Raw genomic sequence first — 15,530 nt, forward strand, 5'->3', positions numbered from 1 at the left:
GCGGTCGGATCGTGCGATTGATCTGATTTGTGGATCATTTTATCCAGAGAATCGACTTCATCAATCAAAGCGAGTTCTCTACACTGCCGGGATTCCGTTGCCCGGCGCGCCACTGCGGCCCCCGGGGCGGCACCAATCCCGCAGGACTTCCCCGGAGAACCTATGCCGAACCCGACCGAAGCGGTCACTGCCAGCCCACTGGGCCGTCCCGGCGCCGCCCATGCGGTGGTGGTGGGCGGCGGCACCATGGGCGCCGACGTCGCCGTGGTGCTGACCCGCGCCCTGTGCCGCACCACCGTGATCGAGCCTGACGCCACGCGCGGCGCCGCGCTGCCCGGGCGGGTGCGCGACAACCTGGCCGCCATCGGCCGCGCCGACGGCGCCGCATGCCTGTCCGTGGCCGCCACGCTGGACCAGGTGGAATGGGCCACCGTCGACCTGGTGATCGAATGCATCCCCGAGCGCCTGGAACTCAAGCAGCAATTGTTTGCCGACCTGGTCCGCCGCGCGCGGGCGGACACGGTGCTCGCCAGCAACAGCTCCAGCTTCCCGATCAGCGCGATCGGCGCCGGGCTGGAGTCGCGCGAGCGCATGCTGGGCCTGCATTTCTTCATGCCGGCGCACCTGGTGCCGCTGGTCGAAGTGGTGATGGGCGAAGACAGCGACGAAGGCCGCGCCGACGCGCTGATCGCGTTCATGCGCCGCTGCGCGATGGTGCCGGTGAAAGTGCGCAAGGACCTGCCCGGCTTCCTTGCGAACCGGCTGCAGCACGCGCTGTCGCGCGAGGCCTTCAACCTGATCGACCGCGGCATTGCCTCGCCCGAGGACGTGGATGCGGCGGTGCGCTTCGGCTTCGGCTTCCGCTTTCTGGCGGCTGGCCCGGTGCTGCAGCGCGACCATGCCGGCATCGACGTGCACGCCGCCGCCGGCGCCACCATGTACCCGAGCTTCTGCAACGACGACCATCCCGCGCGCTGCCTGGCCGAGCGCGCCGCCGACGGCCGCCACGGCATGAAGCGCGGCGAGGGCTTCTATGTCTGGAGCCCCGCAGCCATTGCCGCCGAGCGCGCGCGCTACGACCGCCTGCTGCGCGCCGGCCTCGACCTGATCGCTCCTGAATTGCCCGAAATCCAGCCATGACCCAAGCCAATCCGTCTGCCTCGACACAAGCCGCCGCGGCCCGCGCGGCGCTTGCCGATTCCCCGCTGATCGTCACGGTCGCGCCCAACGGCGCCTACAAGCAGGCTGCCGACCACCCCGCGGTGCCGCTGACCGCCGCGGCGCTGGCACAGGAAGCGCGCGCCTGCCTCGATGCCGGCGCCGCCATGATGCATATGCACGTGCGCGATGCGCAGGGCCGCCATTCGCTCGACGCGCAGGCCTACCGCGACGCGCTGGCCGCCGTGAAGCAGGCCGTCGGCGATTCGCTGCTGGTGCAGGTGACCAGCGAAGCCGCCGGCGTGTACAAGGCCCCCGCGCAGATGGCGATGGTGCGCGAGCTGCGGCCCGAAGCCGTGTCGGTGGGTTTGCGCGAGGTGGCCGTGCCGGAGATCCCGGAAAGCGAGCTGGCCGCGTTCTTCGCCTGGCTGGCGCGCGAACGCGTGATGACGCAGGTCATCCTGTACGACGCGGCCGACGTGCGCCGCTGGCATGCGCTGCGCGCGCGCGGACTGGTGCCGGCGGGTGCGTGGTCGCTGCTGTATGTGCTGGGGCGCTATTCGGCGGGGCAGGTCTCGTCGCCGCACGACCTGCTGCCGTTCCTGCAGGTGGCCGCGGAAAGCGACGATGCGCTGCCGTGGGCGATCTGCGCCTTTGGCCGCGAAGAGAATGCCTGCGTGACCGCGGCCGCCGCGTTCGGCGGCCATGTGCGGGTGGGCTTCGAGAACAACCTGCTGCTGCGCGACGGCAGCCGCGCGCCCGGCAACGCCGCGCTGGTGGCGCAGGCCGTGCAGGGCGGACTCACGCTGGGCCGGCCGATCGCCGACGCCGCGGATGCGCGCCGGATCTACGGCGCGGTGCGCTGATGCGGTCCCGCGTGCGCGCCGTGGTGGGCACAATGGTGGCCGCGCGGCGGGCGGCCGAGGTCAGGCGCCGTCGCTGAAGCTGTCGCGCGGACCGTTCGGGTTGTGTGCGCCGTCGGTGAAGGTGCTGCGGGTGCCGGTGGCGGTGTGTGCGCCATCGATAAAGCTGCTGCGGGTACCGGTGGCCGTATGCGCGCCGTCGGTGAACGAGCTGCGCGTGCCGGTGGCGCTGCGCGCGCCGTCGCTGAACGGATCGACGCTGCGCGGTGCTGCCTGCGCGGTGCCGACCGCGGCCGCAACCAGTGCGGTGGCGACAAAGACTTGCCTGAGTGCTTGCATGGATGCTTCTCCGTAAGAGTGCCAGCCCGGTACGGGTGGCGGTAGAGAGAAGTCTAGGCACTGGCCATCCACGCCAGCATGACGCCGACATGACATTGCCGTCATGCAGCATTTGCCCTGCGCGGCAAGCGCACGGCAAATGCAGGGAAATGCAAGGAAATGCGCCGCGCCGTCGCGCGCAAACGCCGGCAGCACCGGCAAAGGCTGTAGAATCATGGCTATCCGACCGGCCTGCGGTTCCATCGCCGGTCCTCATTGCCCGCGGAAATGCAGCGGGCCTCTCACGATAGTCATGTCCGAGTCTGATTCAGCCAAACTCGCTGCGGTGGCGTGGATCCACGAGCAAATGGACCGTCATGCGCTGACGCTTGACGACCTGGTCGCCGCGGGATGCTTCGACAAGGTCCCGGCGCGCGCTGTGGAACCCTCACGCAAGGCCGCGCCCGAGGCCGGCGCCGATGTTGCCAGCGCCAAATCCAATGGCGCACCGCGTCCGCTCTACCGCAATGCCCTGGGGCAAAGCTGGGACGGCGAGGGCGAATACCCCGACTGGCTGCAGCGCGCGGTCAATGCGGGGCAATCGATCGAGTTCTTCCGCGTCGAATAAGCCGTACGCGCAGCGCCAGCGGCTTGCGGCAATAAGCGGGTTGCAGTCAGGAACGCCGCCAGGCGCGGCGTTGCGCTTCAGCAGCGCGAGGCAAAAGGCAGCAGGTCGGGCAGCAGGTCGTTGAATACCGCCGGTGTCGCCATCGGGGCCGCATGCGCCCAGTGGGCCATCACCTCGGGCGGCAGTTCCGGCAGTTCGCCCGCGGCGGCGGCAGGTTGGCCCGGCAGCGTTGCGGTGTCGTCGTCCGACGGCTGCGGCGACCCGTCCTGCAGTTGCAGCGGCACGCCTTGTCCGCCGGGTTCCACCATGACCTGCACCGCGGCGCCGCGGCAGCTGCCTTCGCTGCCGCCACCCAGTGCGGCTTCGGCTTCCATCTTGGCCGCTGCGTGCCGTTCCGGCAGCGACAGCCCCGCGGCCTGCACCGCGCTGCATACGGTCGTCACGGCCGCCAGGGCACCGGATACCGGCGCGAGCAGTGCAAGCGACAGCAGCAGGGAGTTCGACAGGCGCGGCAGGCGTTTCATCAAGGCGGGCGAAGGCTAAGCGGACAGGTAATCGAAATCGCGCGGAGCGCGGGGGGAACCATCGGCCGGGCCGGCGGTCACCGCGCATTTTACTGGCATTTCCCCGCAGAAAGCCGTCTTTGCCATGACATTTCTGAAATCTTTGCCCATTTCCCGCCATCCTCGGCTAGCGTTACGCCATGGCGGCACTGGTGCCGCCGGAAAGTGACTGACACATGCGTATCCTGATTGTCGAGGACGAACCCAAGGCGGGCGACTACCTGCTCAAGGGCCTCACCGAATCCGGCTTCGTGGTGGACCTGGCGCGCGACGGTGTCGACGGCCTGGCCCACGCGCGCGAGCACCCCTACGACCTGATCGTGCTGGACGTGATGCTGCCCAACCTTGACGGCTGGCAGGTGCTGCGCGAGCTGCGCCGCGAGCGCGACACGCCCGTGCTGTTCCTGACCGCGCGTGACGAGCTGTCGGACCGCCTCAAGGGCCTGGAGCTTGGCGCCGACGACTACATGGTCAAGCCGTTCGCCTTCGCGGAGCTGGTGCTGCGCATCCGCACCATTCTGCGCCGCGGGCCGCTGCGCGAGAGCGAATTCATCGAAGTGGCCGACCTGCAGATCGATGCCATCCGCCGTCGCGTGGTGCGCGCCGGCCAGAAGATCGACCTGACCTCCAAGGAGTTTGCGCTGCTGTACCTGCTGGCGCGCCGCCGCGGCGAGGTGCTGTCGCGCTCGCTGATCGCGTCGCAGGTGTGGGACGTCAACTTCGACAGCAACACCAATGTGGTCGACGTATCGATCCGGCGCCTGCGCGCCAAGGTCGACGACCCGTTTGCGCGCAAGCTGATCCATACCCGGCGCGGCATGGGCTATGTGCTGGATGACGGCGAAGACAGCGATGGCTTCGGGCCCGGCGCGGCATGATGCGGCTGCCGTCGTCCCTGACCACGCGGCTGGCGCTGGCGTACGGGCTGGCCACGGCCGCGATCCTGGTCAGCGTGGCAGCCTACCTGTCCAGCGCTCTGTCGGCGCAGCTGCAGGGCCGCGACGAGAGCGAACTGGTCGGCGAAGTGCTGCTGGTGCGCCACCTGCTGCGCGAAGTGCGCAGCGAGGCTGAGATCCGCGCCGATACGCACCGGTTCGCCGATATCGCCATGGGCCATGAGGGGCTGATCCTGGTGGTGCGCTCGCGCCAGGGCGAGCCGCTGGTCACGCTCAATCCGCGCAACGAGTCCGTGCCGCCGCTGCGCGTGCTGCCGGCCGGCATGCAGCCGGAGAAAGACATGCTGCAGACCTGGTATCCGCGCAACGGCGTGCCTTCGCGCGGCATTGCCGCGCTCGGCCAGCTCGGGGATTCCGACAAGGCCGTCGAGATCGTGGTGCTGCGCGATGCCGGCTACCGCGTGGCGCTGATCCGCGAATACCGCTACCGGCTGCTGTGGGCGACGCTGTGCGGCGCGGCCGCGGCGGCCGGGCTCGGTTTCGTGCTGGCGCGGCGCGGTCTGCAGCCGCTGCGGCGCATGGCAACCGACGCGGCCGCGGTGACCACCAGCCGGCTTGCCACGCGGCTCGATGTGGGCAGTGCGCCCGCCGAGCTGCGCGAACTGGCGGCCGCGCTCAACGACATGCTGGCGCGGCTGCAGGACAGCTTCTCGCGGCTGTCCGAGTTCTCGGCCGACCTGGCGCACGATTTCCGCACCCCGATCAGCAACCTGATCGGCCAGACCCAGGTAACGCTGGCGCAAAGCCGCGGCGCGGCGGAATACGAGGCGCTGCTCGAATCGAACCTGGAAGAATACGAACGGCTGGCGCGCATGATCGAGAACATGCTGTTCCTCGCGCGCGCCGACCATGCGCAGGTGGCGCTGGGCGTGCGCACGCTGGATGCGCGTGAAGAGCTCGACAAGATGGCCGAGTATTTCGAGGCGGTCGCGGCCGACCGCGACGTCACGCTGGCGGTTGGCGGACACGCGCTGGTGCAGGCCGACCAGGCGCTGCTGCGGCGCGCGGTCACCAACCTGCTCGACAACGCGCTGCGCCACGCGCCCGAGGGAACCACGGTGCGGCTGGATGCCACGCGCGTTCCCGCGCCGGGTGGGGCGGCCAACACCTGCATCCGCGTCAGCAACGCGGGACCGGCGATCCCGCCGGACACCCTGCCGCATATCTTCGGCCGCTTCTACCGCGCGGACCCGTCGCGCCGCAATTCGGCCACTTCGACCGGCCTCGGGCTGGCAATCGTCGACACCATCATGCGGCTGCACGGCGGCAGCGTGACCGTGCGCAGCGCCGACGGCGAAACGGTGTTCTCGCTGCAATTCCCGGCCGAAACCTCGGCCGCGGCGACGCAGGCTCCCGCCACGGTGGCCTGAAGCGATCGGCAGCGGACCGCTGCGCTTGCATGTGCCCGGCACTCGCTCATAATGGCGCGCGTGCCGGCAAGGCAACTCCGGCCGGCGCATCCACACGCAACCAGGATCACAACCCACAAGGAGAGTGACATGCAGGTGCAACCCTATCTGGATTTTGGCGGCCGCTTCGACGAAGCCGTGGCGTTCTACGGCAAGGTGCTGGGCGCGCAGGTGACATTCGCGATGCGCTACAAGGAGGCGCCGCCGGACCAGGGCATGCAGATCCCGGAAGACTGGAAGGACAAGGTGATGCACGCCAATATCCAGTTCGGCGAGACCCAGCTGATGGCGTCCGATGGCCGCCCGGGCGAGCGGCCGGCCTTCAGCGGCTTCAGCCTGTCGGTCGGCGCGGTCGGCAAGGAAGAGGGTGAGCGCATTTTCAACGGACTGGCCGAAGGCGGGCAGGTGGTGGTGCCGTACCAGAAGACGTTCTGGGCCGAAGGCTTCGGCATGCTGGTGGATCGCTTCGGCATGTCGTGGATGGTCAATTGCGAGCACTAAGGGTCCGCTTGAAGCCTGCTTGACTTTGTAGCCGCTACAGGGTCTTCAATGTCATCAGGTCAAACCACGCGAACAACAAGAGATGGCTCGCACGTCACCTGAAGACGCACTGCCCCGGGATCATGCCGGCCCGGGGCACGATCACTCCGGACGCCGCCATGAACATGGCCACGATCACGTCCATGATCACGGTCCTGGCCATGCTCATGGCCACAATCACGGGCATGCACATTCGCAGGCCGCCCCGGACGCCGCGGCGCCCTCTTGCTGTGGCGGTGGCTGCTCGTCAACGATTGCGCTGACGCCGGCCGCGCCCGTCGAGGTGCCGGCCGGAACCCGCACCGCCGCCTATCGCATCGACGCGATGGACTGCCCCACCGAGGAAACGCTGATCCGCAACAAGCTGGGCAATATGGCGGGCGTGGCGGCGCTGGAGTTCAACCTGATCCAGCGGGTGCTGACGCTCCACCATACGCTGCCGTCGCCGGAGCCGGTGGTCGCGGCCATCCGCAGCCTCGGCATGCAGGCGGTGCCGCTGGATGCCGAAGCCGCGCAGCAGGTCCTGCCCGAGACCACCGCACGCAAGCCGTGGTGGCCGCTGGTGCTGGCCGGCGTGGCCGCGGTCGGCGCGGAAGCGACCGAATGGCTGGCGCTCGGCCTGCCGTGGCTGCCGGCCGCGCTGGCGCTGGCGGCGGTGGCGCTGGGTGGCCTCACCACCTACCGCAAGGGCTGGATCGCGCTGCGCAACGGCAACCTGAATATCAATGCGTTGATGAGCATCGCCGTCACCGGCGCGCTGCTGCTGCGGCAATGGCCCGAAGCGGCGATGGTGATGGTGCTGTTCGCGCTGGCCGAGCGCATCGAGGCAGCGTCGCTCGACCGCGCCCGCAATGCCATCCGCGGGCTGATGGCGATGGCGCCGGAGCAGGCGACGGTGCGCCGCGACGACGGCAGCTGGGAAGCCGTGTCCGCGGCCAGCGTCGCCGTCGGCGCGCTGGTGCGGCTGCGCCCCGGCGAGCGCGTGGCGCTGGACGGCAAGGTCGTGCGCGGCCAGTCGGCGCTGGACCAGGCACCGATCACCGGTGAAAGCGTGCCGGTCGACAAGGCCGAAGGCGATCCGCTTTTCGCCGGCTCGATCAACCAGTCGGGCGAGCTGGAATACACCGTGACCGCGCCCGCCGGCGACTCCACGCTGGCGCGCATCATCCACGCGGTGGAAGCCGCGCAGGGCAGCCGCGCGCCGACGCAACGCTTCGTCGACCAGTTCGCGCGCATCTACACCCCCACCGTGTTCGCCATTGCCGTGGCGGTGGCGGTGGTGCCGCCGCTGCTGGCTGGCGGTGGCTGGGCCGACTGGATCTACAAGGCGCTGGTGCTGCTGGTGATCGCCTGCCCGTGCGCGCTGGTGATTTCCACGCCGGTGACCATCGTCAGCGGCCTGGCCGCGGCCGCGCGCCGGGGCATCCTGGTCAAGGGCGGTGTCTACCTGGAGCAGGGCCGGCACCTGGCCTGGGTGGCGCTGGACAAGACCGGCACGATCACGCACGGCAAGCCGGTGCAAACCGACCATGCGCTGCTGGCCGCCGCGCCGCCGCAGGTGCGCGCCATTGCCGCCAGCCTGGCCGCTCGCTCGGACCACCCGGTGTCGCGCGCGGTGGCCGCCGCCGCGGCGGGCGAAGGCATTGCGACGCTGCCGGTGGACGATTTCGAGGCGCTCGCGGGGAGCGGCACGCGTGGCACGGTGCAGGGCGTGGAATACCGGCTTGGCAATCACCGGCTGGTGCATGACCTGGGCGCCTGCTCGCCGGCGCTGGAGGCACGCCTGGAAGCGATCGAGCGCGAAGGCAAGACCGTGGTGCTGCTGGTGCGCGTCGAAGGCAACGGCGCCGCGACCGCGCTGGCGCTCTTTGCGGTGGCCGACACGGTACGCCAGACCAGCCGGCAGGCGATTGCCGGACTGCATGCGCTGGGCGTGAAGACGCTGATGTTGTCGGGCGACAACCCGCATACCGCGCAGGCCATCGCGGCCGAGGTCGGCATCGACGAGGCGCGCGGCAACCAGTTGCCGCAGGACAAGGCCGACGGCATCGCCGCGCTGGCCGACGCCGCGCATGCGCGCGGCGGCCGCATCGGCATGGTCGGCGATGGCATCAACGATGCGCCGGCGCTGGCGCGCGCCGATATCGGCTTCGCCATGGGCGCGGCCGGCACCGACGCCGCCATCGAAACCGCCGACGTGGCGCTGATGGACGACGACCTGCGCAAGATTCCGGAGTTCGTCCGGCTGTCGCGCCGCACCTCGCGCATCCTGGTGCAGAACATCACGCTGGCGCTGGGCATCAAGGCGGTGTTCCTGGCGCTGACTGTGATGGGGATGGGGACGATGTGGATGGCGGTGTTCGCCGATATGGGGGCGAGCCTGCTGGTGGTGTTTAATGGGCTGCGCGTGGGGGCAGCCAGCCGCAGGGACTGAGTATTGCCACGGGTTTGCTCCCCTCCCGCTTGCGGGAGAGGGGAGCCTGGTTCAGACGGCGTTGGCTGCGGCTCAGCGCGATAACACTTCGGGCTGCACAATCAATTCCCCGCTCCGCCCGGGAATCTCCCCCCACGTCACCGGCAACTGTGGCAGCCCGCTGCGCTCCAGCCCGCGATACCACGCCGCCATCGACACCAGCTCGTGCCCCTGCGCGCGCCATCCCGCCAGCAGCCGCCCGAACACCGGCGCCAGCTTGCCGCCTTCCAGTTCGGTATGCAGCGTAAAGACATGGTCCCCCGCGCCTTCGGTCAGCTTCAGCAGCGCAGTATGGACATTGTCTTCGGTCAGCCCGCCGGTGCCGATCAGCTCGTCCAGCGTCGGCAGCGTGGTCGGCATCTGCACGTGCCGGCACGGCACGCCGTCGATGGTGGGGATATAGGGCGCCGTGCCGCGCCCGTCCGACGCATAGGCCATGCCCCAGTCGTCGATCTGGCGGAACGCATCCTCGTTCATCTGCCAGCCCGCTGCGCCATGCGTCGCCGGCGGTTCGCCGAAGACCTCGGTGTAGCGCGCAAACGCCTGCTGCATCTGGCGCCGGGTCCAGGCCGCATCGCGCTCGCGCACGTTGTCCTGCCAGTAGACGTGGTCCCAGGTGTGGATGCCGCACTCGTGGCCGGCGGCGCGGGCCGCGCGCATTTCCGCCGCGCCCTTGCGCCCGATATCCGGGCCCGGCAGCAGCACGCCGTACATCAGCGTGCGCAAGCCATAGTTGGATACCACCGAGGTGCGCGACACCTTCTTCAGGAAGCCCGGCCGGAAGACGCGCCGCAGCGCCCAGCCGGTATGGTCAGGCCCGAGGCTGAACAGGAAGGTGGCCTGTGCCTGCGCGGCGTCCAGCATCGACAGCAGCTTCGGCACGCCTTCGCGCGTGCCGCGCAGCGTGTCGACGTCGACCTTCAGGGCAATGCGTGCCATCTGCGGTGCGCGCTCAGTTGGCCGAGTCGACCAGCGTGCGGGCCTCGACCACCTTGCAGCGATACGCCTCGAAGATGCGGCGCAGCGACTGCTCCATCGTGACCTCGGGCTTCCAGCCCAGCTCTTCGACGGTGTTGTCGATCTTCGGCACGCGGTGCTGCACGTCCTGGTAGCCCTTGCCGTAGAAGTCGCCCGACGAGGTAGGCGGTCCGTGTTCATGTCCATGCCGTAGACCTCCCACGGCGTGGTTTCCAGGATGCGGCGCGTCAGGTGATGGCCGATGAAGCCGTTGACGCCGAGAATCAGGACCTTTTTCATCGGTTTTCCTCGTTGGTTTGTTTTCTGAGAATCTGGGAAAAGGTATCGGGCGTGACCAGCGCCCCGTCATGCGCCAGCAATTCGGTCACGAGCACCGCACCGCCATCGCCGCACAGGCCAAGCAGCCTGCCGTCCTGCACGTGCAGGCCGGGCGGCAAGCCGGCGGGTGCGCTGCCGGCCTGGAGGCGGCGCGCCCGCGCCACGATAAAGCGCTGTCCGGCCACCTCGGTGAATGCGCCGGGGTAGGGCGGCGCGACCGCGCGGATGAGGTTGTAGACGCTCGCAGCCGGCTGGCTCCAGTCGATGCGGCCGTCTTCCGGCCTGCGCCCGGAGAAATAGCTGCCTTCCGCAAGCCGGTTGGGCCGCTGCGGCGTCTGCCCGGCGATCATCGCCGGCAACGCGCGCCACAGGGTCTGTTCGGCGGCCACCGTGACCTTTTCGAAGACTTCGCCGGCGGTGTCGTCCGGCAGGATCGGCACGGCGGTCTGGTCGACGATATAGCCCGCATCCGGCCTCGCTTCCATTGCATGCAGCGTTGCGCCGGTTTCGGTCTCGCCGTGCAGCACCGCCCAGTTCACCGGCACGCGGCCGCGGTACTTCGGCAGCAGCGAGCCGTGCATGTTGAAGGCGCCGCCAGGAGCCAGCGCCAGCACTGCCGCCGGAATCATCGCGCGGTAGTAGAAGGAAAAGATCACGTCCGGGCGCGCGTCGCGCACTGCCTGCGCGATCGCGGGATCGGCAGGATCCTCGCCGTAGATAAAGGGAAGGCCCAGCTCCGCGGCGGTGTCCGCGACACGGCGGAACCAGATGTTCTCGTCGGGACGGTCGCGGTGCGTGATGACCAGCGCCACTTCCACGCCGCGCGCATGCAGCACGCGCAGGCAGCGGTCGCCGACATTGTGGTAGCCGAAGACGACAGCGCGCATCATGGCTCCCGGCCCTTGCGGCCCAGTGCGGCGTGCGCCGGGTCGGCCTTTTCCAGCACCGCCTGGATGCGGTAGCGCGGGCGGCCGCGCACTTCCTGGTAGATGCGGCCGACGTACTCGCCCAGCAGGCCCACGCCGAACAGCAGGATGCCGATCAGGAAGAAGTTCATGGCGAACAGCGTGAACACCCCCTGCACTTCCGAGCCGAGTACAAAGCGGCGCACCAGCAGCATCACGAACAGCACGCCGGAGAACAGCGACAGGATCGTGCCGATCGCCGAGAACCACTGCAGCGGCACGATCGAGAAGCCGGTCACCAGGTCGAAATTCAGGCGGATCAGCTGGTACAGCGAATATTTCGATTCACCCGCATGGCGCTGCTCGTGGCCGACCTCGATCTCGATGGGATTCGACGCGAAGGTGTAGGCCAGCGCGGGGATGAAGGTGTTGACCTCGCGGCACGCGTTGATGGTGTCGATCACGTTGCGGTCATAGGCGCGCAGCATGCAGCCCTGGTCCGTCATGCGGATCTTGGTGATGCGCTCGCGCAGCCGGTTCATCGCGCGCGACGCGTAGCGGCGGAATGCGGTGTCGTTGCGCTGGCGGCGGATGGTGCCGACGTAGTCATGGCCGGCGCGCATCGCTTCGACCAGGCGCGGGATTTCTTCCGGCGGGTTCTGCAGGTCGGCGTCGAGGGTGATCACGATCCTGCCGCGGGTATGCTCGAAGCCCGCCAGGATCGCCATATGCTGGCCGAAGTTGCCGTTGAACAGCACCACCCGGGTCACGTCCGGGCGCTTGTGGAACTGCGTGGCCAGCAGCGCCGCAGAGCGGTCGGTGCTGCCGTCGTTGATGAAGATGATCTCGTAAGAGTCGCCGAGGCCATCCAGCGCCGGATAGAGGCGGTCGAACAGGGCTTGCAGCCCGTCTTCTTCGTTGTAGACCGGAATGACTACCGAGACTTCGACCGGGCTCATGTGGAGAGACGTTTGCATGTTTCGCTGAGGGTTGCGCAGACCCGCTCGACGTCGGCGGCTTGCATCGCGGGGAACAGCGGCAGCGTGACGATGCCGCGCCCGATGCGTTCGGCATGCGGCAGCATGCCCTCGCGCCAGCCGAGCGAGCGGTAGTAGGTAAAAAGATGGATGGGCGGGTAGTGCACGCCGGTGCCGATGCCACGCTCGCGCAGGGCTTCCATGACCTGCCGGCGCGCCTGCGCCGGACCGCCCTGCAGGCGTTCGGTCGGCAGCACCACCTGGAACATGTGCCAGTTGGTGGTGGCGGCCTGGGCATCGAGCGGCTGCGGCAGCTCGATGCCCAGGCCGGCGAGGCCATGGTCGGCGGCGCAGCGGAAGTAGGCCTCGGCCAGTTCGGCGCGGCGTGCGGTAATGGTGTCGAGCTTTTCGAGCTGGGCCAGGCCGACGGCGGCATTGACGTCGGTCAGGTTGAACTTGCCGCCGGGTTCTTCCACGTCCATGCCGTCCATGCCGGTGCGGATCACGCCCTGCAGCCGCAGGCGCTCGGCGCGCACCGCTTCTTCCGGCGTGTTCATCACCAGGCAGCCGCCCTCGATGGTGGTGATGTTCTTGTTGGCCTGGAAGCTGAAGCTGACCAGGTCGCCGAACGCGCCGATGCGCTGGCCCCGCCAGCGCGAGTCGATCGCCTGGGCGGCGTCTTCGATCACGCGCAGGCCATGCTTCGATGCGATGGCGTAGAGGCGGTCCATGTCGACCGGCAGGCCCGACAGGTACACCGGCATGATCGCGCGCGTGCGCGGCGTGATGGCCGCCTCGACCGCGTCCAGGTCCAGGTTGCGCGTGCGCGGGTCGATGTCGACGAACACCGGGCGCGCGCCGACCGCGATCACCACGTTGGCGGTGGCGACCCAGGTGATCGGGGTAGTGATGACTTCATCGCCAGGGCCGATATCCGCAATGCGCAGCGCGATTTCCATCGTCGCCGAGCCGTTGGCGAAGGTGCGCACCGGGCGTCCGCCGAACAGGTCAGACAGCGCGGCCTCGAAGGCCTGCATCTTCGGCCCGGAGGTGATCCAGCCGGACGCCAGCACCCTGCCGACATCGGCAATGGCGGCGGCATCGATTTCAGGCCGGACAAAGGGCAGGAACTCGGAAGCGGGAGCAGTCATGGGCTAAAAAACGAAAAAATCCGCGAAGAATCGGTTCCGGTCGGCAAGTCAGGCAGGCAAGTCCGGCCAGGCAAGCCAGGCCAGGCAAGCCAGGACAGCCCGGTCACGAACGGGCGATCAGGAAGACGCCAGCCAGTATCAGCAGGATGCCGGCCACGCGCAAGGGACCGATCATCTCGCCGAACAGCCACCAGGCGGCGAGCGCGTTGACCACGTAGCCGAGCGATAGCATCGGGTAGGCGACCGACACGTCCACGCGCGACAGCCCCACGATCCACACGCCGACGCTGACCACGTACAGCGTCAGGCCGGCCAGCACCGGCCATTGGGTCAGCACGCGCAGTGCCGTGACGAGCAGCGTGCCGCGATCCAGCGTGATCGCGCCGATGGTGTTGACGCCGGCCTTGAGCAGCAGTTGGGCGGCTGCGTTGAGCAGCACGCCGGTAACGATAAACAGGAAAGTCGAGAGCGTCATGGCGCCGGGTGGTGCAAAGTTACTGTCCTTGGGATGGCGCGTGCGGGCCTTCGCCCGGCAGGGCGAAGTTGGCGACCGCCACGCGCCGGCGATCGCCGCCGATCCGGTGCATCGGCACGCCGCGCGCCGCCAGCATCTTGTAGGTCTCGGGCATCATGATCGCCACGGCGCGCTGGCCGTCCTGCCAGCGCGAGATAAAGCCGTCGATGGTGGGGATCCACTTCTGCGGCTCCTGGCCGATGCCGAATTCCAGTTCGTCCTGATGCGCGACCATGATGGCAGTGCGGCGCAGGTAAAACGGCAGCGTATGGTCCAGCATGCCGACGCTGTACAGCGGCATCTGCGGCGTCAGCACTGCATTGATCGCCGGCGCCAGGTCCGCGCCGGAGCCGGGCCGCCCCATCGCCTCGTGGCCACGCAGCGCCACCGTGCAGCAGGCGAACATCGCCAGCGCGTACACCACAATGCTGGGAAATACGCCGCGCGTGCGCAGCAGCCGCCGCGCAGCGATGGCCCCGGCCAGCATGATGGCAAAGGCAATGGCGATCCACAGGGTGAATTCGCGGTACACGGCATTGGGCGTGCTTGGCTTGTCCAGCATGGCGACGAAGGGGCACGCCAGCAGCCCGATGACCGCCAGCGCAATCACGGCATTGACCTGCCAGCGCCACGCGCGTTCCGTGACCGTGTCCAGCGCCACGCCCGCCAGCAGCGCCAGCGCCGGGAAGATCGGCACGATATAGCCCGGCAGCTTGGAGCCGGACAGGCTGAAGAACACGAAGATCGCCGCGGCCCACAGCGCCGCCAGCAGCGCGGGCTGGAACGGCCGCGGCGTAGTGCCGCGCGCGACGCCGGCGCGCTCGCGCACCGCCTGCCACATCTGTGGCGCCAGCCCCAGCCAGGGCAGGAATCCGGCCAGCAGCAGCGGCACGAAGAACCAGATCTTGCCTTCGCGCTGGTGAACGTTCGAGGTGTAGCGCTGCCAGTGCTCGTGGATAAAGAAGAAATGCGGGAATTCAGGGTTGCGCACCGACACCAGCCAGAACCACGGCACGGTGACCGCGAGCAGCACCGCCATGCCGGCCAGCACATGGAGCCTGCGCCACAGGCCAAAATCGCGCGTGGCGACGGTATAGACCACCAGCACCAGGCCGGGCAGCGCCAGCCCGACCAGCCCCTTGACCAGCACCGCCACGCCCATGGCGGCCCAGCAAGCCAGCATCCAGTTGCGGCGCGCGGCGGGCGTGGCGTGCGGGTGCTGCGCAATCAGCATGCAGGCCAGCACGCACGCCATCGCTCCCGCCAGGGTCATGTCCAGCGAATTGAAATGCCCGGCGACATTCCACATCGGCGCCGCCACCAGCGCCAGCCCGGCCAGCAGCGCCACGCGCTGCCCATACCACCGCGCCGCGGCCAGCATGGTTGCGCCCAGGCCAAGCAGGCCGGACAACGCCACGCACAGGCGCGCCTGCCAGTCGCCGACGCCGAACAGCGTATAGGCCAGCGTGGTCACCCACAGGTGGAAGGGCGGCTTCTCGAAGTACTTGAGCTCGTGGTAGCGGATCGTCACCCAGTCGCCGGTGACAAACATCTCGCGCGCGATTTCGGCGTAGCGGCCCTCGTCCGAGCGCAGCAGGTGGCGCATGTCGAGCGTGCCGAACCAGACCAGCAGGATGGCGAGGCTGACCAGCACGACGGCACTGGTGGTGGTGGCACCTACTGACAGCCCGGCATACCGCGAGGTCGATGAACTACGCATGGAGCTCCTGGAAAAACGACGGATTGGGATGGTCTTGCGTGGGTGCACGACGACGGCAA

16 protein-coding genes and 1 pseudogene are annotated in these 15,530 nt (G+C 68.8%); 7 read left to right on the plus strand and 10 right to left on the minus strand.

Features of this window, described 5'->3' with window-relative positions; translation table 11 throughout:
- The first annotated feature begins 162 nt into the window (after positions 1-162).
- Both ACAD63_RS25755 and ACAD63_RS25760 read left to right on the plus strand, forming a co-directional pair.
- A complete protein-coding gene (locus ACAD63_RS25755) occupies positions 163-1,140 on the plus strand; it encodes a 3-hydroxyacyl-CoA dehydrogenase family protein (protein WP_434034562.1) in 978 nt (325 codons plus the stop codon).
- A complete protein-coding gene (locus ACAD63_RS25760) occupies positions 1,137-2,024 on the plus strand; it encodes a 3-keto-5-aminohexanoate cleavage protein (RefSeq protein WP_135702872.1) in 888 nt (295 codons plus the stop codon). Before ACAD63_RS25755 ends, ACAD63_RS25760 begins: the two co-directional genes overlap by 4 nt.
- A 60-nt stretch (positions 2,025-2,084) precedes the next feature.
- Here ACAD63_RS25760 and ACAD63_RS25765 read toward each other — a convergent pair whose 3' ends face one another.
- Positions 2,085-2,360: a hydroxyquinol 1,2-dioxygenase gene (locus ACAD63_RS25765; protein ID WP_434034563.1), complete on the minus strand. Its 276-nt coding sequence runs from the start codon at positions 2,358-2,360 to the stop codon at positions 2,085-2,087.
- A 292-nt stretch (positions 2,361-2,652) separates the two neighbouring features.
- On the opposite strand from ACAD63_RS25765, the gene ACAD63_RS25770 reads away from it, so the two are divergent.
- Positions 2,653-2,967, plus strand: coding sequence for an H-NS family nucleoid-associated regulatory protein (locus ACAD63_RS25770; RefSeq protein ID WP_135702871.1), 315 nt, complete (start codon positions 2,653-2,655; stop codon positions 2,965-2,967).
- A gap of 77 nt (positions 2,968-3,044) precedes the next feature.
- Here the strand turns inward: ACAD63_RS25770 and ACAD63_RS25775 are convergent, their stop codons facing one another.
- Positions 3,045-3,491, minus strand: coding sequence for a hypothetical protein (locus tag ACAD63_RS25775; protein WP_133094454.1), 447 nt, complete (start codon positions 3,489-3,491; stop codon positions 3,045-3,047).
- Between the two features lie 215 nt (positions 3,492-3,706).
- Here ACAD63_RS25775 and ACAD63_RS25780 point away from each other — a divergent pair, with 215 nt between their 5' ends.
- The 3 genes from ACAD63_RS25780 to ACAD63_RS25790 all read left to right on the plus strand — a co-directional run bounded on the left by ACAD63_RS25780 (position 3,707) and on the right by ACAD63_RS25790 (position 6,396).
- Positions 3,707-4,408, plus strand: a complete 702-nt coding sequence (locus tag ACAD63_RS25780; protein WP_133094455.1) for a heavy metal response regulator transcription factor — start codon at positions 3,707-3,709, stop codon at positions 4,406-4,408.
- On the plus strand, positions 4,405-5,856 hold the full coding sequence (locus ACAD63_RS25785) for a heavy metal sensor histidine kinase (protein WP_135702870.1): 1,452 nt from the start codon (positions 4,405-4,407) through the stop codon (positions 5,854-5,856). The genes ACAD63_RS25780 and ACAD63_RS25785 overlap by 4 nt, the downstream gene beginning before the upstream one ends.
- A 129-nt stretch (positions 5,857-5,985) precedes the next feature.
- The gene (locus ACAD63_RS25790) at positions 5,986-6,396 is read left to right on the plus strand and encodes a VOC family protein (protein WP_135702869.1); all 411 of its coding nucleotides are present in this window, start codon (positions 5,986-5,988) and stop codon (positions 6,394-6,396) included.
- 94 nt (positions 6,397-6,490) lie between these two features.
- On the opposite strand, the gene ACAD63_RS25795 is transcribed toward ACAD63_RS25790, so the two are convergent.
- Positions 6,491-6,622: a hypothetical protein gene (locus ACAD63_RS25795; RefSeq protein ID WP_256376129.1), complete on the minus strand. Its 132-nt coding sequence runs from the start codon at positions 6,620-6,622 to the stop codon at positions 6,491-6,493.
- Between the two features lie 96 nt (positions 6,623-6,718).
- Between ACAD63_RS25795 and ACAD63_RS25800 the strand changes: the two genes are divergently transcribed.
- On the plus strand, positions 6,719-8,869 hold the full coding sequence (locus ACAD63_RS25800) for a heavy metal translocating P-type ATPase (RefSeq protein WP_434034564.1): 2,151 nt from the start codon (positions 6,719-6,721) through the stop codon (positions 8,867-8,869).
- A gap of 72 nt (positions 8,870-8,941) precedes the next feature.
- Here the strand turns inward: ACAD63_RS25800 and ACAD63_RS25805 are convergent, their stop codons facing one another.
- The 7 genes and pseudogenes from ACAD63_RS25805 to ACAD63_RS25835 form a co-directional block, all read right to left on the minus strand.
- Complete coding sequence (locus tag ACAD63_RS25805; RefSeq protein ID WP_434034565.1) at positions 8,942-9,847, minus strand: polysaccharide deacetylase family protein; 906 nt, start codon at positions 9,845-9,847, stop codon at positions 8,942-8,944.
- A gap of 13 nt (positions 9,848-9,860) precedes the next feature.
- Positions 9,861-10,049, minus strand: a pseudogene (locus ACAD63_RS25810) (bifunctional UDP-4-keto-pentose/UDP-xylose synthase); the annotation flags it as partial.
- 112 nt (positions 10,050-10,161) lie between these two features.
- A complete protein-coding gene (locus ACAD63_RS25815; RefSeq protein ID WP_195427875.1) occupies positions 10,162-11,091 on the minus strand; it encodes a formyltransferase in 930 nt (309 codons plus the stop codon).
- A complete protein-coding gene (locus ACAD63_RS25820; RefSeq protein WP_133094461.1) occupies positions 11,091-12,086 on the minus strand; it encodes a glycosyltransferase in 996 nt (331 codons plus the stop codon). The genes ACAD63_RS25815 and ACAD63_RS25820 overlap by 1 nt, the downstream gene beginning before the upstream one ends.
- Entirely contained in the window at positions 12,065-13,237 is a 1,173-nt protein-coding gene (locus tag ACAD63_RS25825) for a DegT/DnrJ/EryC1/StrS family aminotransferase (protein WP_133094462.1), read from the minus strand. Before ACAD63_RS25825 ends, ACAD63_RS25820 begins: the two co-directional genes overlap by 22 nt.
- 103 nt (positions 13,238-13,340) lie before the next feature.
- The gene (locus tag ACAD63_RS25830) at positions 13,341-13,712 is read right to left on the minus strand and encodes an EamA family transporter (RefSeq protein WP_133094463.1); all 372 of its coding nucleotides are present in this window, start codon (positions 13,710-13,712) and stop codon (positions 13,341-13,343) included.
- A gap of 19 nt (positions 13,713-13,731) precedes the next feature.
- On the minus strand, positions 13,732-15,471 hold the full coding sequence (locus ACAD63_RS25835) for a glycosyltransferase family 39 protein (RefSeq protein ID WP_135702865.1): 1,740 nt from the start codon (positions 15,469-15,471) through the stop codon (positions 13,732-13,734).
- Positions 15,472-15,530: the final 59 nt, after the last annotated feature.

It is taken from the genome of Cupriavidus sp. a3 (assembly GCF_051015765.1).
Classification (GTDB): domain Bacteria; phylum Pseudomonadota; class Gammaproteobacteria; order Burkholderiales; family Burkholderiaceae; genus Cupriavidus; species Cupriavidus oxalaticus_A.

Excerpts from the sequence above, each read along its gene's own strand:
- ACAD63_RS25755 (WP_434034562.1), top strand. The coding sequence starts at position 163 with ATGCCGAACCCGACCGAAGCGGTCACTGCCAGCCCACTGGGCCGTCCC.
- ACAD63_RS25760 (WP_135702872.1), top strand. The coding sequence starts at position 1,137 with ATGACCCAAGCCAATCCGTCTGCCTCGACACAAGCCGCCGCGGCCCGC.
- ACAD63_RS25765 (WP_434034563.1), bottom strand. The coding sequence starts at position 2,360 with ATGCAAGCACTCAGGCAAGTCTTTGTCGCCACCGCACTGGTTGCGGCC.
- ACAD63_RS25770 (WP_135702871.1), top strand. The coding sequence starts at position 2,653 with ATGTCCGAGTCTGATTCAGCCAAACTCGCTGCGGTGGCGTGGATCCAC.
- ACAD63_RS25775 (WP_133094454.1), bottom strand. The coding sequence starts at position 3,491 with ATGAAACGCCTGCCGCGCCTGTCGAACTCCCTGCTGCTGTCGCTTGCA.
- ACAD63_RS25780 (WP_133094455.1), top strand. The coding sequence starts at position 3,707 with ATGCGTATCCTGATTGTCGAGGACGAACCCAAGGCGGGCGACTACCTG.
- ACAD63_RS25785 (WP_135702870.1), top strand. The coding sequence starts at position 4,405 with ATGATGCGGCTGCCGTCGTCCCTGACCACGCGGCTGGCGCTGGCGTAC.
- ACAD63_RS25790 (WP_135702869.1), top strand. The coding sequence starts at position 5,986 with ATGCAGGTGCAACCCTATCTGGATTTTGGCGGCCGCTTCGACGAAGCC.
- ACAD63_RS25795 (WP_256376129.1), bottom strand. The coding sequence starts at position 6,622 with ATGCCCGTGATTGTGGCCATGAGCATGGCCAGGACCGTGATCATGGAC.
- ACAD63_RS25805 (WP_434034565.1), bottom strand. The coding sequence starts at position 9,847 with ATGGCACGCATTGCCCTGAAGGTCGACGTCGACACGCTGCGCGGCACG.
- ACAD63_RS25815 (WP_195427875.1), bottom strand. The coding sequence starts at position 11,091 with ATGCGCGCTGTCGTCTTCGGCTACCACAATGTCGGCGACCGCTGCCTG.
- ACAD63_RS25820 (WP_133094461.1), bottom strand. The coding sequence starts at position 12,086 with ATGCAAACGTCTCTCCACATGAGCCCGGTCGAAGTCTCGGTAGTCATT.
- ACAD63_RS25825 (WP_133094462.1), bottom strand. The coding sequence starts at position 13,237 with ATGACTGCTCCCGCTTCCGAGTTCCTGCCCTTTGTCCGGCCTGAAATC.
- ACAD63_RS25830 (WP_133094463.1), bottom strand. The coding sequence starts at position 13,712 with ATGACGCTCTCGACTTTCCTGTTTATCGTTACCGGCGTGCTGCTCAAC.
- ACAD63_RS25835 (WP_135702865.1), bottom strand. The coding sequence starts at position 15,471 with ATGCGTAGTTCATCGACCTCGCGGTATGCCGGGCTGTCAGTAGGTGCC.